The sequence below is a fragment of the Photorhabdus namnaonensis genome, assembly GCF_001684335.1.
Taxonomy (GTDB): domain Bacteria; phylum Pseudomonadota; class Gammaproteobacteria; order Enterobacterales; family Enterobacteriaceae; genus Photorhabdus; species Photorhabdus namnaonensis.
This window is the reverse complement of sequence record NZ_LOIC01000020.1, coordinates 31,467-57,463: the sequence shown is the minus strand read 5'-3', so window position 1 is coordinate 57,463 and position 25,997 is coordinate 31,467. Positions and strand designations below refer to the sequence as shown.

Here is a 25,997-nt window from a genome sequence, read left to right as displayed (position 1 = left end):
AGGAAAAACAGATGAGATTTGTAATTGGAGGACAAATTGAGAAAGAAAAAATTGCTGAAACTTTACGCCGTCTGGCCGGGGATAAAGTTTCATCCATTACCGTGATGGGCGACATAGATGCCGCGATAGCGCTTAAAAGTGGTAATGCGGATTACTATTTGGGGGCCTGTAATACAGGTGGAGGCGCTTTGGCAATGGTAATTGCTATTGTTGGTATTGATAAATGCGCGACCATCAGTATGCCAGGCAAGATCCTGCCTGATGAAGAAATTATTGCCCATGTTAACGCGGGGAAAATCGCATTTGGTTTTACTGGTCAGGATATAGACGCGGTTATTCCAGTTGTTATCGGGGCTATTTTTTCTTCATGAGGACAGGAAAATGGAATATGAATTTTTCACCCGTTTAATGGAAATTGATCCATTTAAGGCCGGTTTGTTGGCGGTGATCGGTGGGATATCTGCCATGATGGCTAACCGTGGTATTGCGGTATTTCATGATGGGCTACGTCCTTTAATGCCGGAACATCTGGAAGGGCGTATGAATCGTAAGACCCTGGCTGCCACCAGTTTCGCCCTAAGTTTTGGTCTGGTTATCGGCTTTGGTATTCCGTTCTCGCTGACCGCCCCGATTATTTTGGTGCATAGTTTATTATTGGGAACCGATGTTATTGGTACCTGGTGTGCAAACAGCAAAAAAGGTTTCATACTTTCCGCTATCTTGGGGGCGCTATATGCCGTTGCCCTGATGACCGGTTTACGATCTGTTGTCGATATCTTTGCCCATTTACCGGTTAATTTCATGGGCAACCTGAGTAAAGTCGGCGATCCTATCGTGGCCTGCTTTGCACTGTTTCCTGCGATTGTGGTGGCCTATCAATATGGATATGGCAAAGGAATATGGGTGCTGATTGCGACATTGGTGGGGTATATCGCGACGAAAGCGGTAGGATCATTGAGTTTTGGCGGCGCATTGAGCAAACCGGTGCAGTTGGACCCTAACGGGATAGCCCTACTGATTTCGATGATAGTAATGTTCTATTTTGCTATGAAACAGCGCGCACCCAAAGCTGGCGAGGGATCTGCTTCGACCAAGGGAGCGAACGAGACGCTGGTTGGATTATTTTCCACGCGGATACAGCGTATTCAAAATAACATCTGGTTGCTGGTATTCAGTGGGGGATTGACTGCGGTAGCGGCTTCGATGTCGCTTAGTTTGCTGGCGGAAGGGCCTGTATCACTGCAACTGATGGCGCAGGGGGAAGGGGCTAACGCTATGCTGGTGGCGCTTGCCAGAGCGATCAGCTTTGTGCCGTTGGTTGGTATGACCGCCATTGCTACTGGAGTTTATAGCCCAGTCGGCATGAAATTTGTATTTGTCGCGGGATTAGTTACCAATAATCTGTGGATTGCCTTCATTGCTGGCAGTGTGATTATGTTTATGGAAATCAAACTACTGGCGAGAATTGCCATCTGGTTGGATAAATATCCTGGAGTTAAAGCTTGTGGTGAACATATTCGTACCGTTATTACCCGCATGTTGGAAGTTGCCTTATTGGTGGGGGGAATGATAGCTTCCAACGCCATTCTGCCGGGAATGGGCTTCATGGTGGTGGCGGGCATTTATTTACTCAACCGCACGGCTAAACGTCCTTTGGTTGAAATGGCGATTGGGCCTATTGCAACGATTGTGGTGGGTGTACTAGCTAACATTATCTATCTGGTGGGCATCGGTTAATTGAATTAATTTCCCCTTTATTTTGTGATGATAAAAATAAAGGGGGGAAGTGCGAAAGAACACGAGAGAATAGATATTGAACACATATCCATTACCTAGTCTGAGCATGGAACAGGCGCAGCACAAACAGTTTCGTTTAGTTGATATTATTTGCTGTCATTTTCCCGGTGCGGATTTTCTCACCACCGGAGATTTAGGGCTGGCGCCGGGATTGAATCGGCCACAAGTGACACAACGTGTTGAACAGGTTATCGCAGATTTTTTTGCCGCCGAAGCGGCTGTGTTAGTGCAAGGGGCGGGAACCGGCGCAATACGTTGTGGGTTAGCGGCATTACTTAACGCTGGCGATAGCCTGCTGGTTCATGATGCGCCGTTATATCCTTCGACAGCGGTTACTGCCGAGCAAATGGGTTTGCGTCTGGTACGGGCTGATTTCAATCAATCTGAACAGATACGGGCTGCGATTTTGCAACATTCGCCGGTGGCGGGGTTGGTACAACACACGCGACAGAAAATTGATGATGCGTATGAATTGGAAGAAATCATATCGCTGATGAATGCTGCATCACTACCGGTTCTGGTTGACGATAACTATGCAGCCATGAAAGTGGAACATATCGGTTGTGAATGGGGGGCTACATTATCGGCCTTCTCCAGCTTTAAACTGTTTGGCCCGCAAGGTGTCGGTGTCGTAGTCGGCCAGCAAGCGGCAATAGAGCGCATCCGGCGTAATATGTATTCCGGCGGCAGTCAGGTACAGGGATTTCAGGCATTGGAGGTATTGCGTGGATTGGTATTTGCCCCGGTGATGCATGCTGTACAGGCTCAGGTGAATGAAACATTAGTGGTCCGGCTTAATCAGGGAGTTATTCCACAGGTAAAACGGGCGCTTATCGCCAATGCGCAATCGAAAGTACTGCTGGTGGAGTTTTATGATGAGATTGCCGAACGGGTACTCCATGTCGCTCATAAGCTTGGCGCGCTGCCTTATCCGGTAGGCGCTGAATCAAAATTTGACATCCCGCCGCTGTTTTACCGGTTGTCCGGTACATTCCGTCAGTCTGATCCCATGTTGGAAAAACGGATGATAAGGATAAATCCCAATCGAAGTGGTGCGGAGACGGTGATAAGGCTTCTAAGTCAAAGTTGTGCACAGGCCGTCTCCTTGTTGTAATAAAAGGCTAAAACATAGACAGGGGATTATTCTGGATGCAGTAACATCCGCCGCAATCGGCGGTATATATCGTCTGCCATCCAAAATATGTGCAATATTTTCTGAGTATGGGGAAATCGATATCAAGGCTTATAAACCCTGAATTAATGTAAAAGTCGGCGATATCATTAATTGTATTCCTAATCATTAACAAAATTAATAAATGAGGTAAGTAACAGTTAATAGTAAAATAAATCACTTATAATATAAAATGGCCTATAGATAGAAAATACCGTGGTGGCATATAGAGGTCATAACCGTTCTCTTTGCAAAGTGCTCGTAACTCTGTCAGTGAGTTGACTGATAATTTTTCGTAAATACTTTCAAAATGTTTTTCCACCGAATGGCATGAAACATTCATTTCAATGGCCGTATCATTATTATTCATACCGCAGCAAAATAGGAAAATAACCACCCACTCTTTCTCGTTTAGTAAATCATTAGGTGGCCTGGGACAGGCGGATATTGGGGTATGATTCTTAATATAATGGGACACTGTAAAGTGTTCTATTTCTCTGGCATGGGAAATAATGCCGATACATTGATTATCTTCCCCCATCAGTGGATATTTCTCGCAAAAATAGGATTTAGGCGGTCGACCATTACCTTGAGGATAAGTGCCGACAGAGCATACTCGTTGCATACATTCTAAGACTCTGCGATCATGTTCTTTAAAATAATGGGCAAAACCATTAACTGGTGTTGGTAATTCATCAACGGCATGCCCAATAATATTAAAGTTTTCTGGTAACCGAATGATTTTAATAAATTTGGTATTTGCATAAATAAAACGCGATTCCTTATCTTTTACAAACCAAGGATCAGGGCTTTTGTCCCATATATGTGTAAATTGAGGTGTAACCAAAGGGACTTGTTTTAATCCTGATTTATTCATAAATATCCTTTAAGAGAATTATTGCTTTTCTAAGTTATTGAATAGAAATATATTATTGAAAGCAAAGCATATTTCCATAGGGTTGTCTATTTTATCAATAAATAATTAACAAAGGTAGTCTGTGGTAACTGGGAAATAATACGTAATCTAAGACAATAAAAACCTTTCTGGGATGTAATGATTAAAGTTGTTGGCACGACAATATTCTTCCAACTGTTGACCGGAGTGAGTCCCGATTTTATGATGTATCCTTGCCATATGACCTTCAACTTCACGATAGGCGATACTCAATATTTCCCCGATCTGCTTTCCCGATTGCTTCTGTAAGAAGAGAAAGAGAATATCCCACTCCCGTTGAGTAAAAAGATCGGAAGGTGGTTGGAGTAGAATGGATGGTGGTAGTTTATCATAATATTGATATAGGTAGGTCAATGAATACTCCTTGGCTTGCCAACCATGAAATATAGTTCCCATACAGCTACCATCTTCATGATAAATAGGTGTTTTTTCACAAAAATAGGATGACGGGAATTTGTCTTTACCAAATAGATGTGTTTCAAGAGAACATATTCTTTCTTCTTTTTCCATTACTTTTCTATCATGAGCTACGCGCTCTTTGGAAAATTCGGCCCCAGCCCAAGGTAGTTCATGATCATAAAGTCCCTCAAATTCAAATGAATTTGAAAAATTCTTAATAGATTTTAATGCCAGGTTACCATAAATGAAGCAGGAGTTTTTATCCTTTATTCCCCAGGGTTCATTGCTTTGCTCCATCGTATTAATAATCTGAGTTGATACTGTATAGAGCTTATTCATCTTAGTAAGAACTCCTTTTAATCTAAAGGTTAGAAACATTCTACTTTTTGGATAGACAAAAATTTTGGGCATGTAGAAAGCATAATCACTCATACGGCAATATTCTTTGAATTGGTAACTAGAGTGAACACCAATCTGCTTATTTATACGCGAGATATGGGTTTCAACTGTACGGTAGGAAATACTTAACATTCTACCAATTTGTTTACTAATATACTTGTATGACATCAGGAGAATAACATCCCATTCCCGTTGATCAAAGAGATCAGTCAGTGACTGGAACATAATAGATGTTGGCAATTTTCCATGAAATAGCCGGGTAAATGAGAAATCCTGAGCTTGCCAACCATGACACATAATATCCATGTTATCACTCCTCTTTTCTCTAGCCTTAAAATTATGTTTTTGATGTTTGCTCTTATAATCAACTCATAACCATCCCATAAGTTGGGGTAATGCGTGATTATAAAATTCTTTATAATCAAATGGTTATTTAAAATTACGAATAAATATTTTTTTAGTTAAATTATCGTAGATAAAGTTTGAAGAACTATCCTTTATTCCCCACGGTTCATTGCTTATCGCCATTGTATTGATAACTTGAGGTGATATTGCATTGCTTTTCTTCATATTAGTAACAACTCCTCCTAATCTAAAGGTTAAAGAAACATTCTGCTTTTTGGGTGGACAAAACTTTTTGGCATATAGAGATCATAACTATTTGTACGACAATACTCTTCCAATTGGTAACTAGAGTTAACACCAATTCTTTCATATATTCGTGAAATATGGGTTTCAACTGTACGGTGGGAAATATTTAACATCCTACCGGTTTGTTTACTAGTATATTTTTGCAACATAAAGAAAATAACATCCCATTCTCGTTGAGTAAAGAGATCGGTCGGTGGCTGAAACATAATGGATGCCGGCAGTTTTCCACGAAATAACCGGGTAAATGAAAAATCCTGAGCTTGCCAGCCATGATATATTGTTCCTATACAGCTTCCATCTTCATAATAAAAAGGATATTTTTCAAAAAAATAAGATGAAAGAATTTTTTCTTTTCCATGTACATGTGTTATAAGTGAACACACCCTTTCTTCTTTTTCCATCACCATTCTATCGTGAGCTATGTATTCTTTAGCAAATTCGGCTCCATCCCAGGGAAGGTCATAATCATAAAGCCCTTCATAGTCAAAAGAGCTTGAAATATTTTGAACATGTTTACATGCTTGATTAGCATAAATAAAGCGTGAATTTTTATCTTTTATTCCCCAGGGTTTATTACTTTTCTCAATTGTGTTAATAACTTGAGGTGAAATAATTAATTTATAGTCCATGTTATTACTCCTATTTTTCTAGCCTTAAAATTAGATTTTTGATCTTATAGTCAACTTAACTCACTATTATCCCAAACCTTAGGGTAGTTAATGCTCATGGAGCCCTTTATAATCAAATGATTATTTTAATTTACGAATAAATTTTTTTGTGGCTGAATTGTCGTAGATAAAGTTCGAAGAACTATCCTATATTCCCCTCTGCTCATTGCTCACTTCTATTGTATTAATAACCCTGAGGTGATATTACATAGTTCTTCTTCATATTAATAGAACTCCTTTTAATCTAATAGTTAAGGAAACATTATGCTTTCTGGGTGCACAAATCTTTCTGGTACATAGAGATCATAATCATTGGTACGGCAATATTCTTCCAATTGGTAACTAGAGTGGACACCAACCCGTTTATATATACGCGAAATATGGTTTTCAACGGTACGGTAGGAAATGTTTAACATTCTACCGATTTGCTTGCTGTTATATTTTTGTAAAAAAAGGAAAATAACATCCCATTCCCGTTGAGTAAAGAGATCGGTCGGTGGTTGGAACATAATAGATGCCGGCAATTTTCCTCGAAATAACCGGGTAAATGAAAAATCCTGAGCCTGCCAACCATGATATATAATGCCCATACAGCTCCCATCTTCATGATAAAGAGGATATTTTGCAAAAAAGTAGGATGATAGAATTTGTTCTTTTCCATGTATATGTGTCTCAAGTGAACATATTCTTTTTTCCTGTTCCACCACTTTTTTATCATGGGCCATGTATTCTTTGGCAAATTCGGCTCCATCCCAGGGCAACTCATGCTCATAAAGCCCCTCATAGTCAAAAGAACTTGAAATATTTTGAAGACGCTTACATGCCTGATTGACATAAATATAGCGTGTGTTTTCATCCTTTATTCCCCAGGGCTCGTTACTTTGCTCCATTGTATTAATAACCTGAGGTGATATGACATAGTTCTTCTTCATATTAGTAGAACTCCTATTAATTTAATGGTTAAGGAAACATTCTGCTTTCTGGGTGCACAAATCTTTCTGGTACATAGAGATCATAGTCATTGGTGCGGCAATATTCTTCCAATTGATAACCAGAGTGGACACCAATCCGTTTGTATATACGAGAAATATGGTTTTCAACCGTACGGTAGGAAATATTTAACATTCTACTGATTTGCTTGCTGTTATATTTTTGTAAAAAAAGGAAAATAACATCCCATTCCCGTTGTGTAAAGAGATCGGTCGGTGGCTGGAACATAATAGATGCCGGCAGTTTTCCACGAAATAACCGGGTGAATGAAAAATCCTGAGCTTGCCAGCCATGATATATAACCCCTATACAGCTACCATCTTCATGATAGAACGGATATTTTGCAAGAAAGTAGGATGACAGAATTTGTTCTTTTCCGAATAAATGTGTTTCGAGTGAACATATTCTTTTTTCTTGTTCCATTACTTTTTGATCATGAGCGATGTATTCTTTGGAAAATTCGGCTCCATCCCAAGGTAACTCATATTCATAAACCCCTTCATAGTCAAAAGAACTTGAAATATTTTGAAGACGTTTGCATGCCTGATTAGCGTAAATAAAGCATGAATTTTTATCCTTGATTCCCCACGGTTCATTACTTTGTTCCATCGTATTAATAACCTGAGAGGAGATTATATAGTTATTCTTCATATTAGTGAGAGCCCCTTTTAGTCTAATGGTTAAGGAAACATTCTGGTTTCTGGATGCACAAATCTTTTTGGCACATAGAGATCATAATCATTGGTGCGACAAAATTCTTCCAATTGATAACTGGAGTGAACACCAATGCGTTTATATATACGTGAAATATGGGTTTCAACAGTACGGTAGGAAATATTTAACATTCTACTGATTTGCTTGCTGTTATATTTTTGTAAAAAAAGGAAAATAACATCCCATTCCCGTTGAGTAAAGAGATCGGTTGGTGGCTGGAATATAATATTTGCTGGCAGTTTTCCACGAAATAGCCGGGTGAATGAGAAATCCTGAGCTTGCCAACCATGATATATTGTTCCTATACAACTTCCGTCTTCATGATAGAGAGGGTATTTTTCAAAGAAGTAAGATGACAGAATTTGTTCTTTAAAAAATTTATGTGTTACAAGTGAACATATTCGTTCTTCTTTTTCCATCACTATTTTATCATTGGCCATGTATTCTTCAGCAAATTCGGCTCCATCCCAGGGAAGATCGTAATCATAAAGGCCCTCATAATCAAAAGAACGTGAAATATTTTGAACGCGATAATTAGCTTGATTAGCATAAATAAAGCATGAATTTTTATCTTTTATTCCCCAGGGTTCATTACTTTGCTCCATTGTATTAATAACCTGAGGTGATATAACATAGTTCTTTTTCATATTAGTAGAACTCCTTTTAATCTAATGGTTAAAGAAACATTCTGCTTTCCCGATGCACAAATCTTTCTGGTACATAGAGGTCATAATCATTTGTACGACAGTATTCTTCCAATTGACGACTAGAGTGAACACCAATCCGTTTATATATACGCGAAATATGGGTTTCAACCGTACGGTAGGAAAGATTCAATATTCTGCCAATTTGTTTACTGGTATATTTTTGTAACATGAGGAAAATAACATCCCATTCCCGTTGGGTAAAGAGATTGGTTGGTGGTTGGAACATAATATTGGCTGGCAATTTTCCATGAAATAGCCGGGTGAATGAGAAATCCTGAGCTTGCCAACCATGATATATCGTTCCTATACAGCTTCCGTCTTCATGATAAAGAGGGTATTTTTCAAAAAAATAAGATGAAAGAATTTGTTCTTTTCCAAAAGTATGTGTTAAGAACAAACATACTCTTTCTTCTTTCTCCATCACTTTTTGATCATGAGCGATGTACTCTTTGGCGAATTCGGCTCCATCCCAGGGTAATTCATGATCATAAAGCCCTTCAAAGTCAAAAGAACATGGAATATTGAGAATACGTTTACATGCTTGATTGACATAAATGTGGCATGAGTTTTTATCCTTTATTGCCCAAGGGGCATTACTTTGATCTATTGTATTAATAATTTGAGGTGAAATAATTAATTTATTATCCATGTTATTACTCCTTTTTTCTCTAACCTTAAAATTAGGTTTTTGCTGTTTAATCTTATAATCAATTTAACTCACGATTATCCCAGATCTTAGGGTGGTTTATGATCATAAAACCCTTTATGATCAAATGGTTGTATAAAAGTGTGAATAAATTCTTTGTAACCGAGTCTCCGTAAATAAATTTCGAAGAGCTATCCTGTATTCCCCACGGTTTATTATTCACTTTTATTGTGTTAATAATTTGAAATGATATTGCATAGCTCTTCTTCATGTCAGTAAAAGCTCCTTTGTAATCTAAATGTTAAAGAAACATTCTACTTTCTCGATGCACAAACCTTTCTGGTACATAGAGATCATAATCATTGGTGCGACAATATTCTTCTAATTGACGACTAGAGTGAATACTAATCCGTTTATATATACGTGAAATATGGGTTTCAACGGTACGGTAGGAAAGGTTTAACATTCTACCGATTTGCTTACTAGTATATTTTTGTAATAGGAGAAAAATAACATCCCATTCCCGTTTAGTAAAAAGATCAGTCGGTGGTTGGAACATAATAGACGCTGGCAGTTTTCCATGAAATAGCCGGGTGAATGAGAAATCCTGAGCTTTCCACATATGATATATAGTTCCTATACAATCCCCGTTATCATGGTAAATAGGGGTTTTTTCACAAAAATAAGATGACAGAAATTTGTCTTTGCCAAACAAATGTGTTTCAAGAGAACATACCCTTCCTCCTCTTTCCATTACACTTTTATCATGAGCAATAAATTCTTTTGCAAATTCAGCTCCATCCCAGTCTAGTTCATCATCATAAAGTCCTTCATAATCAAATGATTTTTTAAAGTCATGAATGAACTGTTTTGTAGCTGAATTACCGTAAATAAAGCATGAATTCTTGTCTTTTATTCCCCAAGGATCATTACTTTGCTCCATTGTATTGATGATTTGAGATGAAATAATTAATTTATTATCCATGTTATTACTCCTTTTTGCTCTAGCTTTAAAATTAGATTTTTGATCTTATAAATCAATTTAACTCACGACTACGCCATAACCTAGGGTAATGCATGACCATAAAACTCTTCGTAATCAATTAGTTGTTTAGAGTTATGAATAAGTTTTTTTGTCGCTGAATTACAGTAGATAAAGTTTGAAGAACTATCCTGTATTCCCCACAGTTCATTGCTCATTTCTATTGTATTAATAATCTGGGGTGATATTGCATAGCTCTTTTTCATATCAGTAAAATCTCCTTTGTAATCTAGGCGTCAAAGAAACATTCTGCTTTCTGGATGCACAAATCTTTCTGGTACATAGAGATCATAATCATTGGTGCGACAATATTCTTCCAATTGACGACTAGAGTGAACACCAATCCGTTTATATATGCGTGATATATGGGTTTCAATAGTACGGTAGGAAAGATTTAACATTCTACCGATTTGCTTACTGGTATATTTTTGCAACAGGAGGAAAATAACATCCCATTCCCGTTGAGTAAAAAGATCGGTCGGTGGTTGAAATAATATAGACGCCGGAAGTTTTCCATGAAATAGCCGGGTGAATGAGAAATCTTGGGCTTTCCATGCATGGAGAAAGATACCGATACATTCGTTCTCATCATTATAAATTGGATATTTTTCCGAAAAATAAGATGATAGAAATTTATCTTTTCCATATGTATGTGTTTCAAGTGAGCATATTCTTTTCTCTTGTTTCATAACATTTTTATCGTGAATAACGAATTCTTTTGCGAATTCAGCACCATTCCAGGGGAGTTCATTGTCATATTTCCCTTCATAATCAAATAAATCTGGGAGATTTTGGATTTGTCTAAATGCCAAATTGCCAAAAATCCAACATGAGTTTTTGTCTTTGATTGCCCAAGGCTCATTGCTTTGTTGCATGGTATTAATCACTTGAGGCGAAATAATTAATTCATTTTCCATGTTATTATTCCTATTTTTCTGGCCTTAAAATTGGATTTTCGATGTTTGATCTTATCATCAATTCAACTCATGACTATCCCATAGCTTGGGATAATGAATGATCATAAAACTCTTTATAATCAAATGGTTGTTTAAAACCACGAGTAAGTTCTTTTGTGACTGAATTACCGTAGATAGAGTTTGAAGAGCTATCCTGTATTCCCCACGGTTTATTACTCACTTCTATTGTGTTAATAATCTGAGGTGATATTGTATAGTTCTTCTTCATATTAGTGATAACTCCTCTAATCTAAGAATTAAGAAAATATTCTGATTTCTGGATGCACAAACCTTTCTGGTACATAGAGATCATAATCATTCGTACGACAATATTCTTCTAATTGGTAACTGGAGTGGACACCAATCCGTTTATATATATGTGAAATATGGGTTTCAACAGTACGATAGGAAATATTTAACATCTTACCGATTTGCTTATTAGTATATTTGTGTAACAACAGGAAAATAACATCCCATTCACGTTGAGTAAAAAGATCAGTAGGTGGTTGGAATATAATAGATGCTGGCAGTTTTCCACGAAATAGTCGGGTGAATGAGAAATCCTGAGCTTGCCAACCATGATATATAATTCCCATGCAGTTACTATCATGGTAAATAGGTGACTTTTCAAAAAAGTAAGATGACAGAATTTGTTTTTTCCCATATGTATTAGTTTCAAGGGAGCATACTCTTTCTTCTTTTTCCATCACCTTTTGATCATGAGCGATGTATTCTTTGGCAAATTCGGCCCCGATCCAAGGTAGTTCATGATCATAGAGTCCTTCAAAGTCAAAAGAACATGAAATATTGAGAATATGTTTACATGCCTGATTGGCATAAACAAAGCATGAATTCTCATCTTTTATTCCCCAAGGGTCATTACTTTGTTCCATTATATTAATGATTTGAGGTGAAATAATTAATTTATTGTCCATATTATTACTCCTTTTTTCTCTAGCCTTAAAATCAGGTTTTTGCTGTTTAATCTTATAATCAATTTAACTCACGACTATTCCAGACCTTTGGGTAGTTCATGATCATAAAACCCTTTATAATTAAATGGTTGTATGAAATTACGAATGAATTTTTTGTATCAGAGTCGCCGTAGATAAAGTTCGAAGAGCTATCCTGTATTCCCCACGGTTCATTGCTCATTTCTATTGTATTAATAATCTGGGGTGATATTGCATAGCTCTTTTTCATATCAGTAAAATCTCCTTTGTAATCTAAGCGTTAAAGAAACATTCTGCTTTCTCGATGCACAAATCTTTCTGGTACATAGAGATCATAATCATTGGTGCGACAATATTCCTCTAATTGACGACTAGAGTGAACACTAATCCGTTTATATATACGTGAAATATGGGTTTCAACGGTACGGTAGGAAAGGTTTAACATTCTACCGATTTGCTTACTAGTATATTTTTGTAATAGGAGAAAAATAACATCCCATTCCCGTTGAGTAAAGAGATTGGTCGGTGGTTGAAATAATATAGACGCCGGAAGTTTTCCATGAAATAGGCGAGTGAATGAGAAATCTTGGGCTTGCCAACCATGAAATATCGTTCCTATACAACTTCCGTCTTCATGGTAAAGAGGATATTTTTCAAAAAAATAAGACGAAAGAAGTTGCTCTTTTCCAAATTTATGTGTTAAAAGCAAACATATTCTTTCTTCTTTTTCCATCACCTTTTGATCATGAACGATGTATTCTTTGGCAAATTCGGCCCCACCCCAAGGAAGTTCATCGTCGTAAACTCCCTCGTAGTCAAAAGAGCTTGAAATGTTTTGAACGTGTTTACATGCCTGATTGGCATAAATAAAACATGAATTTTTATCCTTTATTGCCCAAGGAGAATTACTCTGTTCCATTGTATTAATAATTTGAGGTGAAATAATTAATTTGTTGTCCATATTATCACTCCTTTTCTCTTTCTAGTTTTAAAATTAGACTCTTGATGTTTAATCTTATAATCAACTTAACTCCATACTACCAATAGTGACGAATCTGGCTGGAATATAAAGATCAAGTTTATTTTCTCTACAGAAATCTTTCAATTCTGTATGTAGTGGTAAATTGAATTTTTGGTAAATTGATTGAATATGATTCACCACATCTTCGGTACTTATCATTAACTCTTCACCGATTTTATCTTCATCTAATGAGCGCAGAGTCAGAAAGAGAACTTCCCATTCAGTTTGCGTCAATTTGTCATTAGGGGCGATAAATTCCAACGTTGCCGGAGGCGTTTTTTCATGGTAGTAAGCAGTAGAAAAGTTTTGGGTTTTGCACATATGAAAAATGATCCCAATACAATTGCCATCTTCATCACAAAGTGGGTATTTATTACAAAGATAGATTTGTTTAATCTTATGTTCTTCAAATGGATGCGTTTCCAGTGAACTAACGCGTTGCATTGTTTGAATAACTTTTTGATCCTGACGGCGGCATTCTTTTTCATATTCTGCAATAGGTGAGGGTAATTCACCTGTTGAAAGCCCGCTAATATCCAAGTCTTCCGGCAAATTGAGTAGTTGATAAAAGGCGGAGTTGGCATAAATGAATCTTGATTGGAGATCTTTGGCTCCCCAAGGTTCATTACTGTTTTCCCACATATGAATTAATTGTGGAGTGATATTATCAGGTCTGTTTTTTATATGTTGCATTAGTGACTCCTGAGAGATTATTTCAGTCTTTATCTGACATGTTTATTAACTAATTATGCTTAAAATGCTTTGGTAATATAATAGAATATAATAACCTGCTCGTCAAAATACATATATTTATTAATTAAACCTTTTATTGTTAAATAATGGGACTTTTGACATTAATAAATATAACGTAAAATACTATTTTTTATAGAAACATTTTAGTTTGATTACTAAACAGTAAAATTAATGAATAAGGTTTTTAAGTCATAAGTAATTAAGTGATGTAGATCAAAATCTTTCTGTCATTAACCGAAGTATGAGGGAGCGATTGTTATAACGATGATCGATAATAGAATGAAAAAGAAGGTGTTATTTTTATGGCAGAATAACGGCGAAAAAATGGCATTTAATCGGAATAATATTCGATCAATTAAAGAACGCTTTCTAAACGGCATATACTGGTCATAGTAATCCGGTAAAATATATTGTGGAATTGTCAGAATAATCAACTATATAAAATTTTCAGCCTATAAACCGCGTCTGAATTTGCCTGCTGTTGACAATAGCTATTCTTAAATAAAATTAAGGTTAGCTAAATTCTTTAAAATTAAATTTTTGAAGAATAATTAAATAAAAAGCTTACTTAAAATGGTATAGCTCAAGATATAAAGTTGTATTTCAAGTTCCACTTAGATGTTTGTCACAGTCACGCTCTTACTCCATTTCCCGCAGTTTTTATCAATGATTTTCTGCTTTGACGGTACCGGCGAAGTAATGCTGGAGGCAAGAAATTGACCTGATTTTCATCAATTTCATAATATTCCTATATTTTTTAACTCAAATTTGTTGCATTATTGATCATTAATTAATTCTTAAGTGGTAATAATATGGTAAGAATTTCGATTAATCCCACGTTTTATGCGATTAGTCAATAGAGATGTGAATAGATGGCGCTATCGGGGCAAAGTCTGAACCGATGCCGGTATGGAGACTGAACCGACAAGTAACTTTGGTAGGATCGGGATATATCAGGTTTCGTCATCTTTCACGTCAGTAACAGTGTTAAAGCCCGAATAGCCTCCGCAGGGTAACAAATGCCTGCTCAATCTGGATAAACTGTAGGATAAAAAATTACCGTGGTGTAAATGGTGGTTTAGCGGTGGCAAAAATAAGATCGAAGCCGCTGCTACCGCCGTGGCGGCACCGAATCCGTTAACAGTCCGTGTTTTATTCATCAGGATTGAATGAGGACGAAGAGGATTACTTAAATCGATATTATCTTAGTGAGATGCGGAACGGTTCGGTAAAGCGTCGACTCGTGTTCGTTTTCGCTGGAACAGAGATGAAAAAAGCGGCAGGATGATGGTTCTGGGCTACCACGTCAGCCCGGAAAGTGGTTTGGATAAAGTGGGTAGTGATATTGAATTGCTGCCGATGTCAGAAGAGAAGGATTTTCGTGATTATATTCTGATTATCCCCATTTTTAATTAAGTAAATATACTTAACGGTAATGTTTTATTCTATTGTATACGAAATTATAGCTATGAATAATGGCAATTAGTATTGACATGTAATTAATAAATTATTTATCTGTAAGGAAGCTGGTAATAAAATCCATATTAGTTTGATTGTGATCGATTTCTTTGGCGTAAGAAATGATTAACTAATGTAGGTAATTATTTTTCTGTATACTTAATAATATTAAATTTTTTAGGTAACTTATTGTCTTTAGTAGGTTCAGCATTTGTATAAATAAAATAGAATTCTTTATCTTTTATAAATCATTATTATGAATATCTATCCTATGTATTTGTTCGCTGAATGGTAATAAGGTAGGGGTAGCCCTGTTGGGTTTATATATAACCTTAAAAAATTATTGAATATAACTATCATATTTTTAAATAAAAATATCCCAACAGAGCTGGCTATTTTCTCCATTAATAATGGATAAGAACAGCATGTAAAAAGCGAAAATAAATACGTAATCTAAGACAATAAGAACTTTTCCGGTATATAGTGATTAAAATTATTGGTTTGGCAATACTCTTCCAGTTGTTGGCTAGAATTAATACCTATCTTACGGTATATTCGAGTCATATAGGATTCAACAGTGCGATAAGCTAGGTTTAGTATCTGTCCAATCTGTTTTCTGGTACTTTTCTGTAAAAAGAGGAAAATGATATCCCATTCACGTTGAGTAAAAAGATCGGTTGGTGGCTGGAGCATAATTGAAGCGGGTAGTTTATCATGGTATTGATGTAAATAGGCTAATGAATAATTTTGCGCTTCCCAGCCGTGGTATATGACTCCGATGCAATCTCCATCTTTATGATAAAAAGGTGATTTCTCGAAAAAGTAAGACGATAGGATTTGCTCTCTGCCAAATATATGAGTTTCGATTGAACATATTCTCTGCTGTTTTTCTATTACTTTCTTATCATGATTAATAAATTCTTCCGCGAATTTAGCGCTATCCCAAGGAAGTTCAGTTTCATAAAACCCCTCAAATTCAAATGAATTTGAAAAATTTTGAAGAGATTTTAATGCCATATTACCGTAGATAAAGCATGAGTTTTTATCTTTGATTCCCCAAGGCTCATTACTTGCGGACAGCGTGTTAATAATTTGAGATGATATAGTCATGTGATTATTCATCTTATTATTCCTTTTTATCTGATTTATGTTTAAGTTGTAATATATTTGAATCATATTGCCAGTTTAATACTTTATTACCAGCAATGACAGGCTTTTTCATAAAATAATTATCATAGCTATCTTTATTACGAGAATGGTTTAGTTATGTGTGCTATTGTAGATTTCATTTTTGGGAGTCTTCTTAATATAATTAAAGGTATTTTCTGCAATGGATGAGGGTAATTTATCAGTTAAAAATATCAATATATTGTAATTTTTAGAAAAATTGTGATATTGGTAGAGAATCGGGAGGGGTAAATAATCACTTTTCCCAAAAGATTATTACTTTCTTACACAGGTAAATTAGTTTAACAATGGTATTGTTTTGATTGAATTTTATAGTTATCATCATGCAATTTAATTATTCAGGTAATTATTTGTTTATGATATTTAAAATGATTGTATTCTATAATAGAGATAAATGGTTAGTTCTTTCTGTTAGTGAATTTTATTTTTATTTAAGAGATAAACTTTAAATATGAGGAAATGTAACAGTAAATGATTATTCTTCCTAAAAATCAAATAATCATTAAACTGTTTATTTAATTAATATTTTTATATATGAAAATACTGCCGGTATAATTTGAGATAATATCATTACCCATTGATGTTGGGATTGTATCATACCGGCAGCGATAGACTATGTAATCATGTTCTTTATGGTTGAAAATAGTAAATGGCGTTATTAAGATAGTAAAAATTTCTCGGGTACATAGCGTTTAAAGTTATTGATGAGACAATATTCTTCCAGTTGTTTACTGGAGTCAACACCTATCTTGTGATATATATTGGTCATATGGCATTCAACCGTACGATAAGCAATATTTAATATCTTTCCAATCTGTTTCCTGGTGTAATTTTGTAAAAAGAAGAAAATAATATCCCATTCACGTTGGGTAAAAGTATCTGTTGGTGGCTGGAATATAATAGATGTGGGTAGATCATTATAATATTGATATAGGTTAATTAATGAAAAATCTTTAGCTTTCCATCCATGAAAAAATATGCCTATGCACTCCTTTGCATCGTTATACAGTGGTAATTTTTCTTGGAAGTAAGACGATAAGATTTTTTCCTTTCCATATGTATAAGTTTCGAGTGAGCAAACTCTTTTGCCTTTTGTCATTACAATTTTATCATGATCAATGAATTCTTTTGCAAACTCCGATCCACTCCAGGGAAGTTCGCCATCAAAAAGTCCTTCATAATTAAATGACGTTGGAATGTTTTGAATAGATTTTAAGGCCAGGTTACCATAAATAAAGCGTGAATTTTTATCTTTGATTCCCCACGGCTCATTGCTTGCTTCCATTGTGTTTATTATTTGTGGTGAAATATATGTTCCATTAATTTTCTTCATGATTAAGGCCTATATAGCTGATGATTGGTTTATAATACTTAGCGACCCTAAATGATCAATATTGATAAGGTGTAGAAAAGGGTGGTTATTTTTCTTGTGATAGCCTCCGAATGAGTGAGTTTTTAGTAAGATGACTTGGCATCTTTTCAACGTATGTTTTATCTTGGTGGAGGTATTGTTATTCATATTCTAATATTATTAAATATAATTTATGTTTTTAAATGACTCTATTTTTATTCTTCATATAGCTTAAGATTAAAGTGATGCTGTTTAGTTTACTTCTTATATTTTGCATAGTAAATCCTTGCTGATTACTTAAGAGATTATCTAAATAATTTAAGTAATAATTTTACTTAAAATAGATTTATTCTATGGCATAGGTAAATAATTTGTTTTTAAAGGAAAAGTATACTAATAATTAAATTATTTATTCTTTAACAAGTAAATCTTAAATAAATGAAAATGTATTTTTAAATATTATTTTTTATAGAAATTATTTAATTCAGATATTTTTCTGAATGGTCAATGATAGTCGGTAATACTTACTTTTTTCCATAGTAACTACTGAAAGATCAGGCCGATATGAAGGATATATTGTTACAGAGAGCATCTGTATAAGGTAAAATTCAGATCTTACAGCCGTTATTACCTTATATCCCCATATCTCCGAATGGGAAAAAATCAATTTTGTTGAGTGATGAATGAGATAAGGTAGAAGATTTATTGAAACGTAATCGTCAGCTAAGAAAGTTGCGTCAGTGGTAACTTAAAAACTTGAGCCTCTCTTGACCTAATTTTTGACCCTTTTTTAGTAACCAATTTTAATTCATTGATTTTTAAACAAATATTGTTTTCCCCGTAAAAAAGGGTTTTTTATTTTTTATAATGATTACACTTTAACATTCAGTAGGTTGGGGTTAATATGTAACAGTGTACTGCCGTACAGGCAGCTTAGAAAATCCTGATCAGTTATGTATATTGAAAACCAATGTGTACTGCCGTACAGGCAGCTTAGAAATAAAACCGTTCCTCGTTTCAATAATCCCACTTGTGTACTGCCGTACAGGCAGCTTAGAAACGGATTCGGGCAAAAAAGTGCCCTTGACGGGAGTGTACTGCCGTACAGGCAGCTTAGAAAAACGACGTCGCCGTGTGTTTGTTGTCGCAAGTGTGTACTGCCGTACAGGCAGCTTAGAAATTGTTAAAGGATCGTTTAGTTCAGAAATAAAGAGTGAACTGCCGTACAGGCAGTTTAACTTCTTGAAGTTCTAGGTGTAGTTTAGAGTTATAAAAGCAAGGAATTTCTATCGAGTGATAAGACTGGAAATATTGGCCTCATATTGAGATTGGTAAATACTCTACCTCAAGGGGGAGGTAGAGTATAAATGAGCTTGAGTTTTAATTGAGGCTTTTCGCATTTTACATGAAGCTACGCAAGCTTTATCATAAATTTAATTACTTAAATTTCCTTATAATCCAACTTTTCGAATGAATTTATAGCGCTATTTTTCGATAGATTATAAATCTCCACTCCTTTGCTTATTGCTATTTCATGAGCTAGGTTGAAACAAGGAATGATGAAATCGTGTAAATTATTATTTAATTTGGTATCGAGTTTGTCATTTTGAGTTTCATAAAATCTTGGTTTTGAAAAATTATTCATATCTAAACCTGCGAAATATATTTTTTTATAGCCCAAAAATAACGCTATTTGTAGAGCAGAATATGCAACTGTTGTTCCGTTATAGAATCCGAGATTTAAGTTCAATGAGAATGCCACACCATTCTGTATTATTATTTCATCACTCTTTATTTCAGAAAGTTCTTTTTCCTCTTTATAAACGGGTTGATCAATATTCTCAATAATAATTACCTTACATTTCAATTCAAGATAACCGTAATCAATTAAGATGTCGTTGAGGCAATCCATTGTTGTGAAGAATATCAATTCATTGTCTTTTAATATATTTAAAACAATGTTCTTCCTATTTAGAATGAATGTTCTGTCAATTATCACATGATATTTGAATTTCACCTTTGGTGATAATTCATATGAACCGTTAACACCCATAATATCAAATTTAGTATCATCAAAAAAATCTGTTTTGATGGTAGATACTGACGGCCCAGATGCAATAATGATTAATGGTTTTTCTGATTTTTTTGGGAATTCATTGATACTTATATTTTTCTTATTGAACGAAACTGAGTTGATTTTACCATTAATGTTTCTTGAGATCTTTATGTGAGGCCAAAAGTTCATGTTGTGTTTCATTCTTTTGCTGGCTATATTTCTGTATATTGACTTTGTTATATTCTGCTTACAGAGCATGCCCAATTTTAAGAGATATTTGTATTTAGAAAACATATTGTAATTCCCTTTTTATTCTAAAGTGTAACATTTTGTTAATTGTTTTTTACTGTTTTTATCTTTATCTCATTTCGAGCTTTAGGAGTATACACAATGCAATTAGCCGGGATATCTTTATTAATAAATGACATTGCACCTATGTAGACATTATCCCCAATTGTTATATTATCACTTATAATACAACAGTTTGCACCTATTTTTACATTATTTCCTATCCTTATTGCTCCATCAACATCTTCATTAAGAACGCCAATAGTTGTATTTTGTAAAATATGAAAATTATCACCGATAATGCATGTGCGAGAAATAACAATGCCAACATAATGAGATATACGAAAATTTTTCCCTATATAGGACCCTAATCCTAAATCACATCCATATTTATTCCTTAGATTTCTATTTATATGAATAGAGATTTTCTTGGCTTTATTTGTCCTGTATAAATAATTAGCAATTCTCCACCAGATATAGAACCTGCGATCTGGACATTTAAGGGCTCGATGGACTGCTTTGAGCCATGAGAATGATGTTCGTGAACAGATAACTTCACTGAGTAAACATGCCTTTAAATGGTTTAGCTCTTTTTTTTGTGGTGATATTTTGTTCATTTTTCTGTTAATACTTTGTACTGATTAGTTGTGTCATTTTTCAGATATGGATTATATTAAAAATGTCAAATTCAGCCAAATAGATTAGTTGGGGAAACGTAGAATATGTGGATTGGCGCTGATAAAATACAGACCAGCCATCATACAATTTCTATGCTTCATACTATCTCTGGCAGGTTTTTAGTTTGAAGTGAGTCCCAAAAAAGTCACTGTCAAGTGCAAACAGCGTAAATCCAGTCAAACCATCTTGCAGAAAAAAGAGAAAGAATAGGGGAATTACTGGGTTGGCAGTGAGACGTATATCCGGGTGATTGTAGATTTTCTTGATTGTCACAATGGGTTACAAATCATTTTAGTGGAGTCCACCGCTATCTGATATTGGTTTTTCCGTTGTGATGCCTAAAAGTTAACGGGACTAAGTGGCAGGAATTATTCACCGCTGGAAAGATAGTAAATTTGGTATTGCTTCTACTCAAACCATATTAATCAAATCTAGGAATATTTTTAAATTATCAGTAGTTAAAAGTGTCAATGGTGATACTGAGTGAGTATTGATGAATAAACTTCTGGATGCGGTTTTTAATGCTGGATATTACCGCTTAGGTGTTCGTATTTAGATATAAAATATCCAGTGTAGAACATCAAATAGAATATTGATCTACTTGTTGCAGTCAATTATACAAAAATGGTTAACCTTATAAGTAATAAGAACAGTGCATTACTTTTTTTCTGAACTAGACTTTAATTGGCGTGAATTGTAATGGAGTGTCTTTATAATAATTTAATGTGTTGATTGTGAAATAACATTATTTAATTTAAGGAAGGTGTATGAGTCACAAGAATGATTTTAAGGCTTTTTCTATTAGTGATAATGCGAATGTAGTCAGTCAAGAGAAATATGAGATAAATCAGAGTTTGCAGACTGGATTTTCACCAGATAATGTACCCACTCATTTGTTAAATAAGGTATTACGTCAGGCATCAACGGTATCATCTGTCGTGGCTGACTTTATTGCAGCAGGATCTGGCAATGATGTTCTGGACGATGGAAATATAGCCAAACTCACCGTTCAATTAAATAAAGCGTTAGAACAGAAAATTACAGCGGACATTCCCAGCGCTTCATTAACTCAAAAAGGTATTGTCCAGCTTACAAATGTGATTGGCAATAGCGATACATTGGCGGTTACACAAAAGCTTGTTCAGGAAGTAATAAATTCATTACATAAATATACCCGTGAAGAGATAGATAACCGGATTAAAACAGCTAATGAAATTCCTGTCGGTTCTCCTATTCCGTGGCCGTTACCTCACCCACCATTCGGTTATTTTACTTGTAATGGCTCAGCATTTAATAGATTACAGTATCCGAAGTTAGCGGAAGCTTATCCTGATGGTAGATTACCTGATTTAAGAGGCGAATTTATCCGTGGATGGGATGATGGTCGAGGTATTGATAGTGGTCGTGGAGTTTTAACTCACCAGGGGGATGCTATCAGAAATATTGAGGGTTCATTTCCTGGGGCAATAGCATCAAACTATCATCTGGCAACAAAAGGGGCTTTTTATGCTAGTGAAACTCTTGGAGTGGGTGTAGATGGTAATCCTAAATCAGTGGATCATTTTACCCGGGATGCTGTATACACTGCATACGGTTTTGGGTTCGCCGCATCAAGTGTTGTTCCTGTGGCCTCAGAGAACCGCCCCCGCAATATAGCATTTAATTACATAGTGAGAGCAGCATAATGGCTGAACAAAAATACCGTTTAAATCAGAAATAGAAGGGGATGGTGTTCCACTTAAATGGAGGAAGTTTTGACCCTTTTTTAACGGCAAAGTTTAATTTATTGATTTTTAAATAAATATTATTTGCTCTGTAAAAAAGGGTTTTTTATTTTTTATAATGGTTACTCTTTAACATTCAGTAGATTGGGGTTAATATGCAACAGTGTACTGCCGCACAGGCAGCTTAGAAATTAGCCCGGTCCGGCTATTCAGGACAATAGCAGTGTACTGCCGCACAGGCAGCTTAGAAAGGAAATCCATCACCAACAACTGTAATTTGTGAGTGTACTGCCGCACAGGCAGCTTAGAAATTCTTAAGCCTGTAGCCAGTGCAAATCTAACGGTGTACTGCCGCACAGGCAGCTTAGAAATGCTTCCATGCTTTATCTCGACATCTTCGGATGTGTACTGCCGCACAGGCAGCTTAGAAAGGATGAGTCAGAACTATACGAAATGGTGATGGGTGTACTGCCGCACAGGCAGCTTAGAAAATCAGGAAAATTTTTGGCATCAAGATAATGCAGTGTACTGCCGCACAGGCAGCTTAGAAACGCGACGACATGCTAGCTATGCACCGCGTGCCGTGTACTGCCGCACAGGCAGCTTAGAAATCTAACGTTCTCACTTACCGACTGGTTTTCAGAACTGGCGGCTCAAGTGTAGCGATGAGAACAATGAATGTGTGTTTTATAAACATAGGGATTCCTGTGATATTCCAGAATACTGTCGTTTAGATGTTCGTGTCCAAATGCAGGAATATTCAGTTTGGAATTTAAAATAAAAGAAATTGCAGGAAAAGATAGAAAGAATAAGAACAAAATAGTTTCCAGATATTAAATATAAATGGTTTGGATATATTTTTGACTCTAAGATATTTAATTATTTATTGCTTACAATTATATAAAAACGGTCAGTCTCCTAATAAATAGGAATGCTGTATTGCTTTTCTTTCTGAACTAGACTTTAATTTTAATAAATTACAGTCGGATTGTTTTTACAGTAATTAAATATGTTGATTATAAAAAATATTATTTTACTTAAGGAGTAAGTGCATGAGTCAAAAAAATGATTTTAAAGCTTTTTCTATTGGCAATAATGCTAATGTAATTAGCCAAGAAAAATATGAAGAAAGTCAGAATTTGCAGACAGGGTTCCCACGAGATGGTATTACCACTGATATGCTAAATAAGGCATTACGTCAGTCTTCCACAATATCCTCTGTAGTCGCTAATTTTATTGCCACACAATCTGGCAATGATGTTTTGGATGATGGGAATATAGAGAAACTCACGGCTCAGTTAAATAAAGCACTGGAACAGAAAATAGTAACAAAGGTTCCCGATGCTTCATTAATACAGAAAGGTATTGTCCAGCTTACAAATGTGATTGGCAATAGTGATACATTGGCTGTTACACAAAAGTTTGCTCAGGAAATAATAAGTTCGTTACGTGAAGAAATTAATATACCTGTGGGTTCCCCTATTCCGTGGCCGTTACCCTATCCGCCTATCAACTATCTCGTTTGTAACGGTGCATTTTTCAATAAATTGCAGTACCCAAAGTTAGCAGAAGCTTATCCTGACGGCAGATTGCCCGATTTAAGGGGAGAGTTTATCCGTGGCTGGGATAGTGGTCGAAATGTGGACCCATCTCGTTCAATATTGTCATGGCAGGAAGGGGCTTATTTGGTACAGAATGTTGATCGGGCGAGTAATTTTATTATTACTCCTTCACGTAATGAGCGTACAAAATTGCAGTGGGATATTCCTCAAAATAACAATACTTCGGTAAAAGCTGTATATTGTAAAGCTCAGGCAGACTGGATTGCGAATTCTGCATTTATAGGGGTATCAAGGCCCCGCAACATAGCATTTAACTACATAGTGAGAGCAGCAGCATACAGCATAACGGCAGAACAAAAATATTCCTTAGAACACGAAACAGCCATATTCGGTGAAGGCGGGTTAGCGATTCAAGCCGGTTGGATGAAAGTTTATCACGCGAATCAAATAACAAGAGAATTTACTGGCGTTGATATTGAATATGTTATGCTCGGTGTCAGTTTGTCAGCGAATTCTTATTTAGATGCACCAGACTTTCCTGATTCTGATGACCTGGCTGTTTGCCGCAGTGAAGATGGTAAGCGTTGGGAAATAGTACCTGATTATCGCGGAAAAATCGCTTACGACACGTTAACACTAACTCAACAGAAAATCACTGAATTGGGTGAATTACTTGAAACTCTGACCTTTAAGCAACCTACCACCGATTTTGATAAGTGGGATGGCACACAATGGGTCACTGATAATGTAGCTCTAAAAGCAGATCAGATTGAACAAGCGGAGCGGCAGCGTATGACTTTGCTGCGACACGCGAATGAATCCATTGCATTACTGCAAGATGCTGTTGATTTAGATATCGCTACCGAAGTAGAGAAAGCTGTTCTGTTGGAATGGAAAAAATACAGGATAATGCTCAATAGAGTAAATATTTCTCTGGTTTCCGATATTGAATGGCCAGAACAGCCGAAATAAAAAATATAGTGAAAGGGTATAGTGAATAGTGACTTCTATCACGAAAAAAGAAACAACCCTCGTTATTTTAAATGTAGTTTGTCAGCGGTCTGAGCCACCTTACGGTGGCCTTTTACTACCGTATTTTTCAGATAATTAAGGAGTAATTATGGGGTGGGAGCTTCATATAACAAGAGCTGAATGCTTCTCAATGAATGAAGATTGCCAGATTAGTAGCGATGAGTGGCTCGCATTAGTGGCTGAGGATGACGAATTATTCATTGATGAAAGAAATGGTCAGTTTCATGCTAGATGGACAGGGAAGAGCGTCTATGAAGAACCTTGGCTGAATTGGTCTGATGGGAACATATATACAAAACACCCCGATACAGCCTTATATTGTAAGATGTTACAGATAGCCGAAAAACTTAATGCTAAAGTTGTTGATGACGATGATCGTTTGTACTTACTTCCAACCGATTTGGAAAATCCGTCATGGGCTAAATCAAATCAACCTGAAATAAAAAAATTGTTCCTACAAAAGCTGATGAACTACATAAAAAGATAATAATTTTCTGCTAACTCTGCCAGTAAATAGGTTTCACAGTAATGTAGCAATCATTACTTAACTTTTTTTATGTGAAAAAGATTTTTCTGATGATGCTTCGAGAGGGGAGAGATTGCCTGAAATAGATAATGTATATTTATTACAGTGCCGCTATTTTGCCGCCACTTCACCATTCTCAGGCCATCGCACAAAACAAAAAAGCCACCTTGCGGTGGCCTTTTCTTTTCCCTAACTCACTGTTTTACAGCAAGTTTTTATTTGGTGCCCAGGGCGGGACTTGAACCCGCACAGCCTTACAGCCGAGGGATTTTAAATCCCTTGTGTCTACCGATTTCACCACCTGGGCTGAAT

The 25,997-nt window shown here is 35.8% G+C and carries 24 protein-coding genes, 1 tRNA gene, 3 pseudogenes and 2 CRISPR repeat arrays; of the genes and pseudogenes, 8 read left to right on the top strand and 20 right to left on the bottom strand.

Translation table 11 applies throughout. The annotated features are described in order from the left end of the window. The first annotated feature begins 11 nt into the window (after positions 1-11). From Phpb_RS04935 to Phpb_RS04925, 3 genes are all read left to right on the top strand, one after another. Positions 12-371, top strand: coding sequence for a DUF2620 domain-containing protein (locus Phpb_RS04935; protein WP_036807627.1), 360 nt, complete (start codon positions 12-14; stop codon positions 369-371). Positions 372-381: 10 nt separating this feature from the next. Then, entirely contained in the window at positions 382-1,737 is a 1,356-nt protein-coding gene (locus Phpb_RS04930; RefSeq protein ID WP_065389431.1) for a YhfT family protein, read from the top strand. A gap of 76 nt (positions 1,738-1,813) precedes the next feature. Further along, positions 1,814-2,911: an aminotransferase class V-fold PLP-dependent enzyme gene (locus tag Phpb_RS04925; protein WP_065389430.1), complete on the top strand. Its 1,098-nt coding sequence runs from the start codon at positions 1,814-1,816 to the stop codon at positions 2,909-2,911. 238 nt (positions 2,912-3,149) lie between these two features. On the opposite strand, the gene Phpb_RS04920 is transcribed toward Phpb_RS04925, so the two are convergent. From Phpb_RS04920 to Phpb_RS04845, 15 genes and pseudogenes are all read right to left on the bottom strand, one after another. Beyond that, positions 3,150-3,845: a helix-turn-helix transcriptional regulator gene (locus tag Phpb_RS04920; RefSeq protein ID WP_065389429.1), complete on the bottom strand. Its 696-nt coding sequence runs from the start codon at positions 3,843-3,845 to the stop codon at positions 3,150-3,152. Between the two features lie 147 nt (positions 3,846-3,992). Next, positions 3,993-4,661 (bottom strand): LuxR C-terminal-related transcriptional regulator, encoded by a 669-nt coding sequence (locus tag Phpb_RS04915; RefSeq protein ID WP_065389489.1) that lies wholly within the window; start codon positions 4,659-4,661, stop codon positions 3,993-3,995. A gap of 123 nt (positions 4,662-4,784) precedes the next feature. Then, positions 4,785-4,946: pseudogene (locus Phpb_RS27355) on the bottom strand (LuxR C-terminal-related transcriptional regulator); the annotation flags it as partial. Between the two features lie 204 nt (positions 4,947-5,150). Continuing rightward, entirely contained in the window at positions 5,151-5,291 is a 141-nt protein-coding gene (locus Phpb_RS27350; RefSeq protein ID WP_160296993.1) for a hypothetical protein, read from the bottom strand. Positions 5,292-5,320: 29 nt separating this feature from the next. After that, positions 5,321-6,001, bottom strand: a complete 681-nt coding sequence (locus Phpb_RS04910) for a helix-turn-helix transcriptional regulator (protein ID WP_065389428.1) — start codon at positions 5,999-6,001, stop codon at positions 5,321-5,323. A gap of 290 nt (positions 6,002-6,291) precedes the next feature. Beyond that, a complete protein-coding gene (locus Phpb_RS04905; protein ID WP_065389427.1) occupies positions 6,292-6,972 on the bottom strand; it encodes a helix-turn-helix transcriptional regulator in 681 nt (226 codons plus the stop codon). A 28-nt stretch (positions 6,973-7,000) separates the two neighbouring features. Next, positions 7,001-7,681, bottom strand: coding sequence for a helix-turn-helix transcriptional regulator (locus tag Phpb_RS04900; protein WP_065389426.1), 681 nt, complete (start codon positions 7,679-7,681; stop codon positions 7,001-7,003). 29 nt (positions 7,682-7,710) lie between these two features. Then, on the bottom strand, positions 7,711-8,391 hold the full coding sequence (locus tag Phpb_RS04895) for a helix-turn-helix transcriptional regulator (protein ID WP_065389425.1): 681 nt from the start codon (positions 8,389-8,391) through the stop codon (positions 7,711-7,713). A gap of 28 nt (positions 8,392-8,419) precedes the next feature. Further along, positions 8,420-9,100 carry a helix-turn-helix transcriptional regulator gene (locus Phpb_RS04890; protein ID WP_065389424.1) on the bottom strand — a complete coding sequence of 227 codons (681 nt, stop codon included), beginning with the start codon at positions 9,098-9,100 and terminating at the stop codon, positions 8,420-8,422. 298 nt (positions 9,101-9,398) lie between these two features. Beyond that, positions 9,399-10,082, bottom strand: coding sequence for a helix-turn-helix transcriptional regulator (locus Phpb_RS04880; protein WP_065389422.1), 684 nt, complete (start codon positions 10,080-10,082; stop codon positions 9,399-9,401). A gap of 293 nt (positions 10,083-10,375) precedes the next feature. Beyond that, positions 10,376-11,056: a helix-turn-helix transcriptional regulator gene (locus Phpb_RS04870; protein WP_065389420.1), complete on the bottom strand. Its 681-nt coding sequence runs from the start codon at positions 11,054-11,056 to the stop codon at positions 10,376-10,378. Between the two features lie 73 nt (positions 11,057-11,129). Beyond that, a complete protein-coding gene (locus tag Phpb_RS04865) occupies positions 11,130-11,324 on the bottom strand; it encodes a hypothetical protein (protein WP_065389419.1) in 195 nt (64 codons plus the stop codon). Between the two features lie 28 nt (positions 11,325-11,352). Then, positions 11,353-12,030: a PAS and helix-turn-helix domain-containing protein gene (locus tag Phpb_RS04860; RefSeq protein ID WP_065389418.1), complete on the bottom strand. Its 678-nt coding sequence runs from the start codon at positions 12,028-12,030 to the stop codon at positions 11,353-11,355. Between the two features lie 298 nt (positions 12,031-12,328). Beyond that, entirely contained in the window at positions 12,329-13,009 is a 681-nt protein-coding gene (locus tag Phpb_RS04850) for a helix-turn-helix transcriptional regulator (RefSeq protein ID WP_065389416.1), read from the bottom strand. A 60-nt stretch (positions 13,010-13,069) separates the two neighbouring features. Continuing rightward, positions 13,070-13,762 carry a PAS domain-containing protein gene (locus Phpb_RS04845; protein ID WP_065389415.1) on the bottom strand — a complete coding sequence of 231 codons (693 nt, stop codon included), beginning with the start codon at positions 13,760-13,762 and terminating at the stop codon, positions 13,070-13,072. A 1,296-nt stretch (positions 13,763-15,058) separates the two neighbouring features. Here Phpb_RS04845 and Phpb_RS27500 point away from each other — a divergent pair. After that, positions 15,059-15,238 (top strand): annotated as a pseudogene (locus Phpb_RS27500) (S-type pyocin domain-containing protein); the annotation flags it as partial. A gap of 495 nt (positions 15,239-15,733) precedes the next feature. On the opposite strand, the gene Phpb_RS04840 reads toward Phpb_RS27500, so the two are convergent. The 4 genes from Phpb_RS04840 to Phpb_RS04825 all read right to left on the bottom strand — a co-directional run bounded on the left by Phpb_RS04840 (position 15,734) and on the right by Phpb_RS04825 (position 20,780). Beyond that, positions 15,734-16,402 (bottom strand): helix-turn-helix transcriptional regulator, encoded by a 669-nt coding sequence (locus Phpb_RS04840; RefSeq protein WP_065389414.1) that lies wholly within the window; start codon positions 16,400-16,402, stop codon positions 15,734-15,736. Between the two features lie 724 nt (positions 16,403-17,126). Then, complete coding sequence (locus tag Phpb_RS04835; protein WP_065389413.1) at positions 17,127-17,801, bottom strand: PAS and helix-turn-helix domain-containing protein; 675 nt, start codon at positions 17,799-17,801, stop codon at positions 17,127-17,129. A gap of 930 nt (positions 17,802-18,731) precedes the next feature. Further along, a CRISPR array of direct repeats spans positions 18,732-18,999; the repeat unit is 28 nt; unit sequence GTGTACTGCCGTACAGGCAGCTTAGAAA. Positions 19,000-19,260: 261 nt separating this feature from the next. Beyond that, positions 19,261-20,169, bottom strand: coding sequence for a hypothetical protein (locus Phpb_RS04830; protein ID WP_082302529.1), 909 nt, complete (start codon positions 20,167-20,169; stop codon positions 19,261-19,263). A 38-nt stretch (positions 20,170-20,207) separates the two neighbouring features. Then, positions 20,208-20,780, bottom strand: coding sequence for a serine acetyltransferase (locus Phpb_RS04825; RefSeq protein ID WP_065389412.1), 573 nt, complete (start codon positions 20,778-20,780; stop codon positions 20,208-20,210). Between the two features lie 828 nt (positions 20,781-21,608). Between Phpb_RS04825 and Phpb_RS04820 the strand changes: the two genes are divergently transcribed. From Phpb_RS04820 to Phpb_RS04805, 4 genes and pseudogenes are all read left to right on the top strand, one after another. After that, positions 21,609-22,526, top strand: coding sequence for a phage tail protein (locus Phpb_RS04820; protein WP_065389411.1), 918 nt, complete (start codon positions 21,609-21,611; stop codon positions 22,524-22,526). A 202-nt stretch (positions 22,527-22,728) separates the two neighbouring features. Continuing rightward, a CRISPR array of direct repeats spans positions 22,729-23,176; the repeat unit is 28 nt; unit sequence GTGTACTGCCGCACAGGCAGCTTAGAAA. Positions 23,177-23,617: 441 nt separating this feature from the next. Beyond that, positions 23,618-24,247, top strand: a pseudogene (locus Phpb_RS04815) (phage tail protein); the annotation flags it as partial. Positions 24,248-24,469: 222 nt separating this feature from the next. Next, complete coding sequence (locus Phpb_RS04810; RefSeq protein ID WP_065389487.1) at positions 24,470-25,099, top strand: tail fiber assembly protein; 630 nt, start codon at positions 24,470-24,472, stop codon at positions 25,097-25,099. 148 nt (positions 25,100-25,247) lie between these two features. Next, a complete protein-coding gene (locus tag Phpb_RS04805) occupies positions 25,248-25,646 on the top strand; it encodes a hypothetical protein (protein WP_036807686.1) in 399 nt (132 codons plus the stop codon). 259 nt (positions 25,647-25,905) lie between these two features. On the opposite strand, the gene Phpb_RS04800 is transcribed toward Phpb_RS04805, so the two are convergent. Then, positions 25,906-25,992, bottom strand: a tRNA-Leu gene (locus tag Phpb_RS04800). Positions 25,993-25,997: the final 5 nt, after the last annotated feature.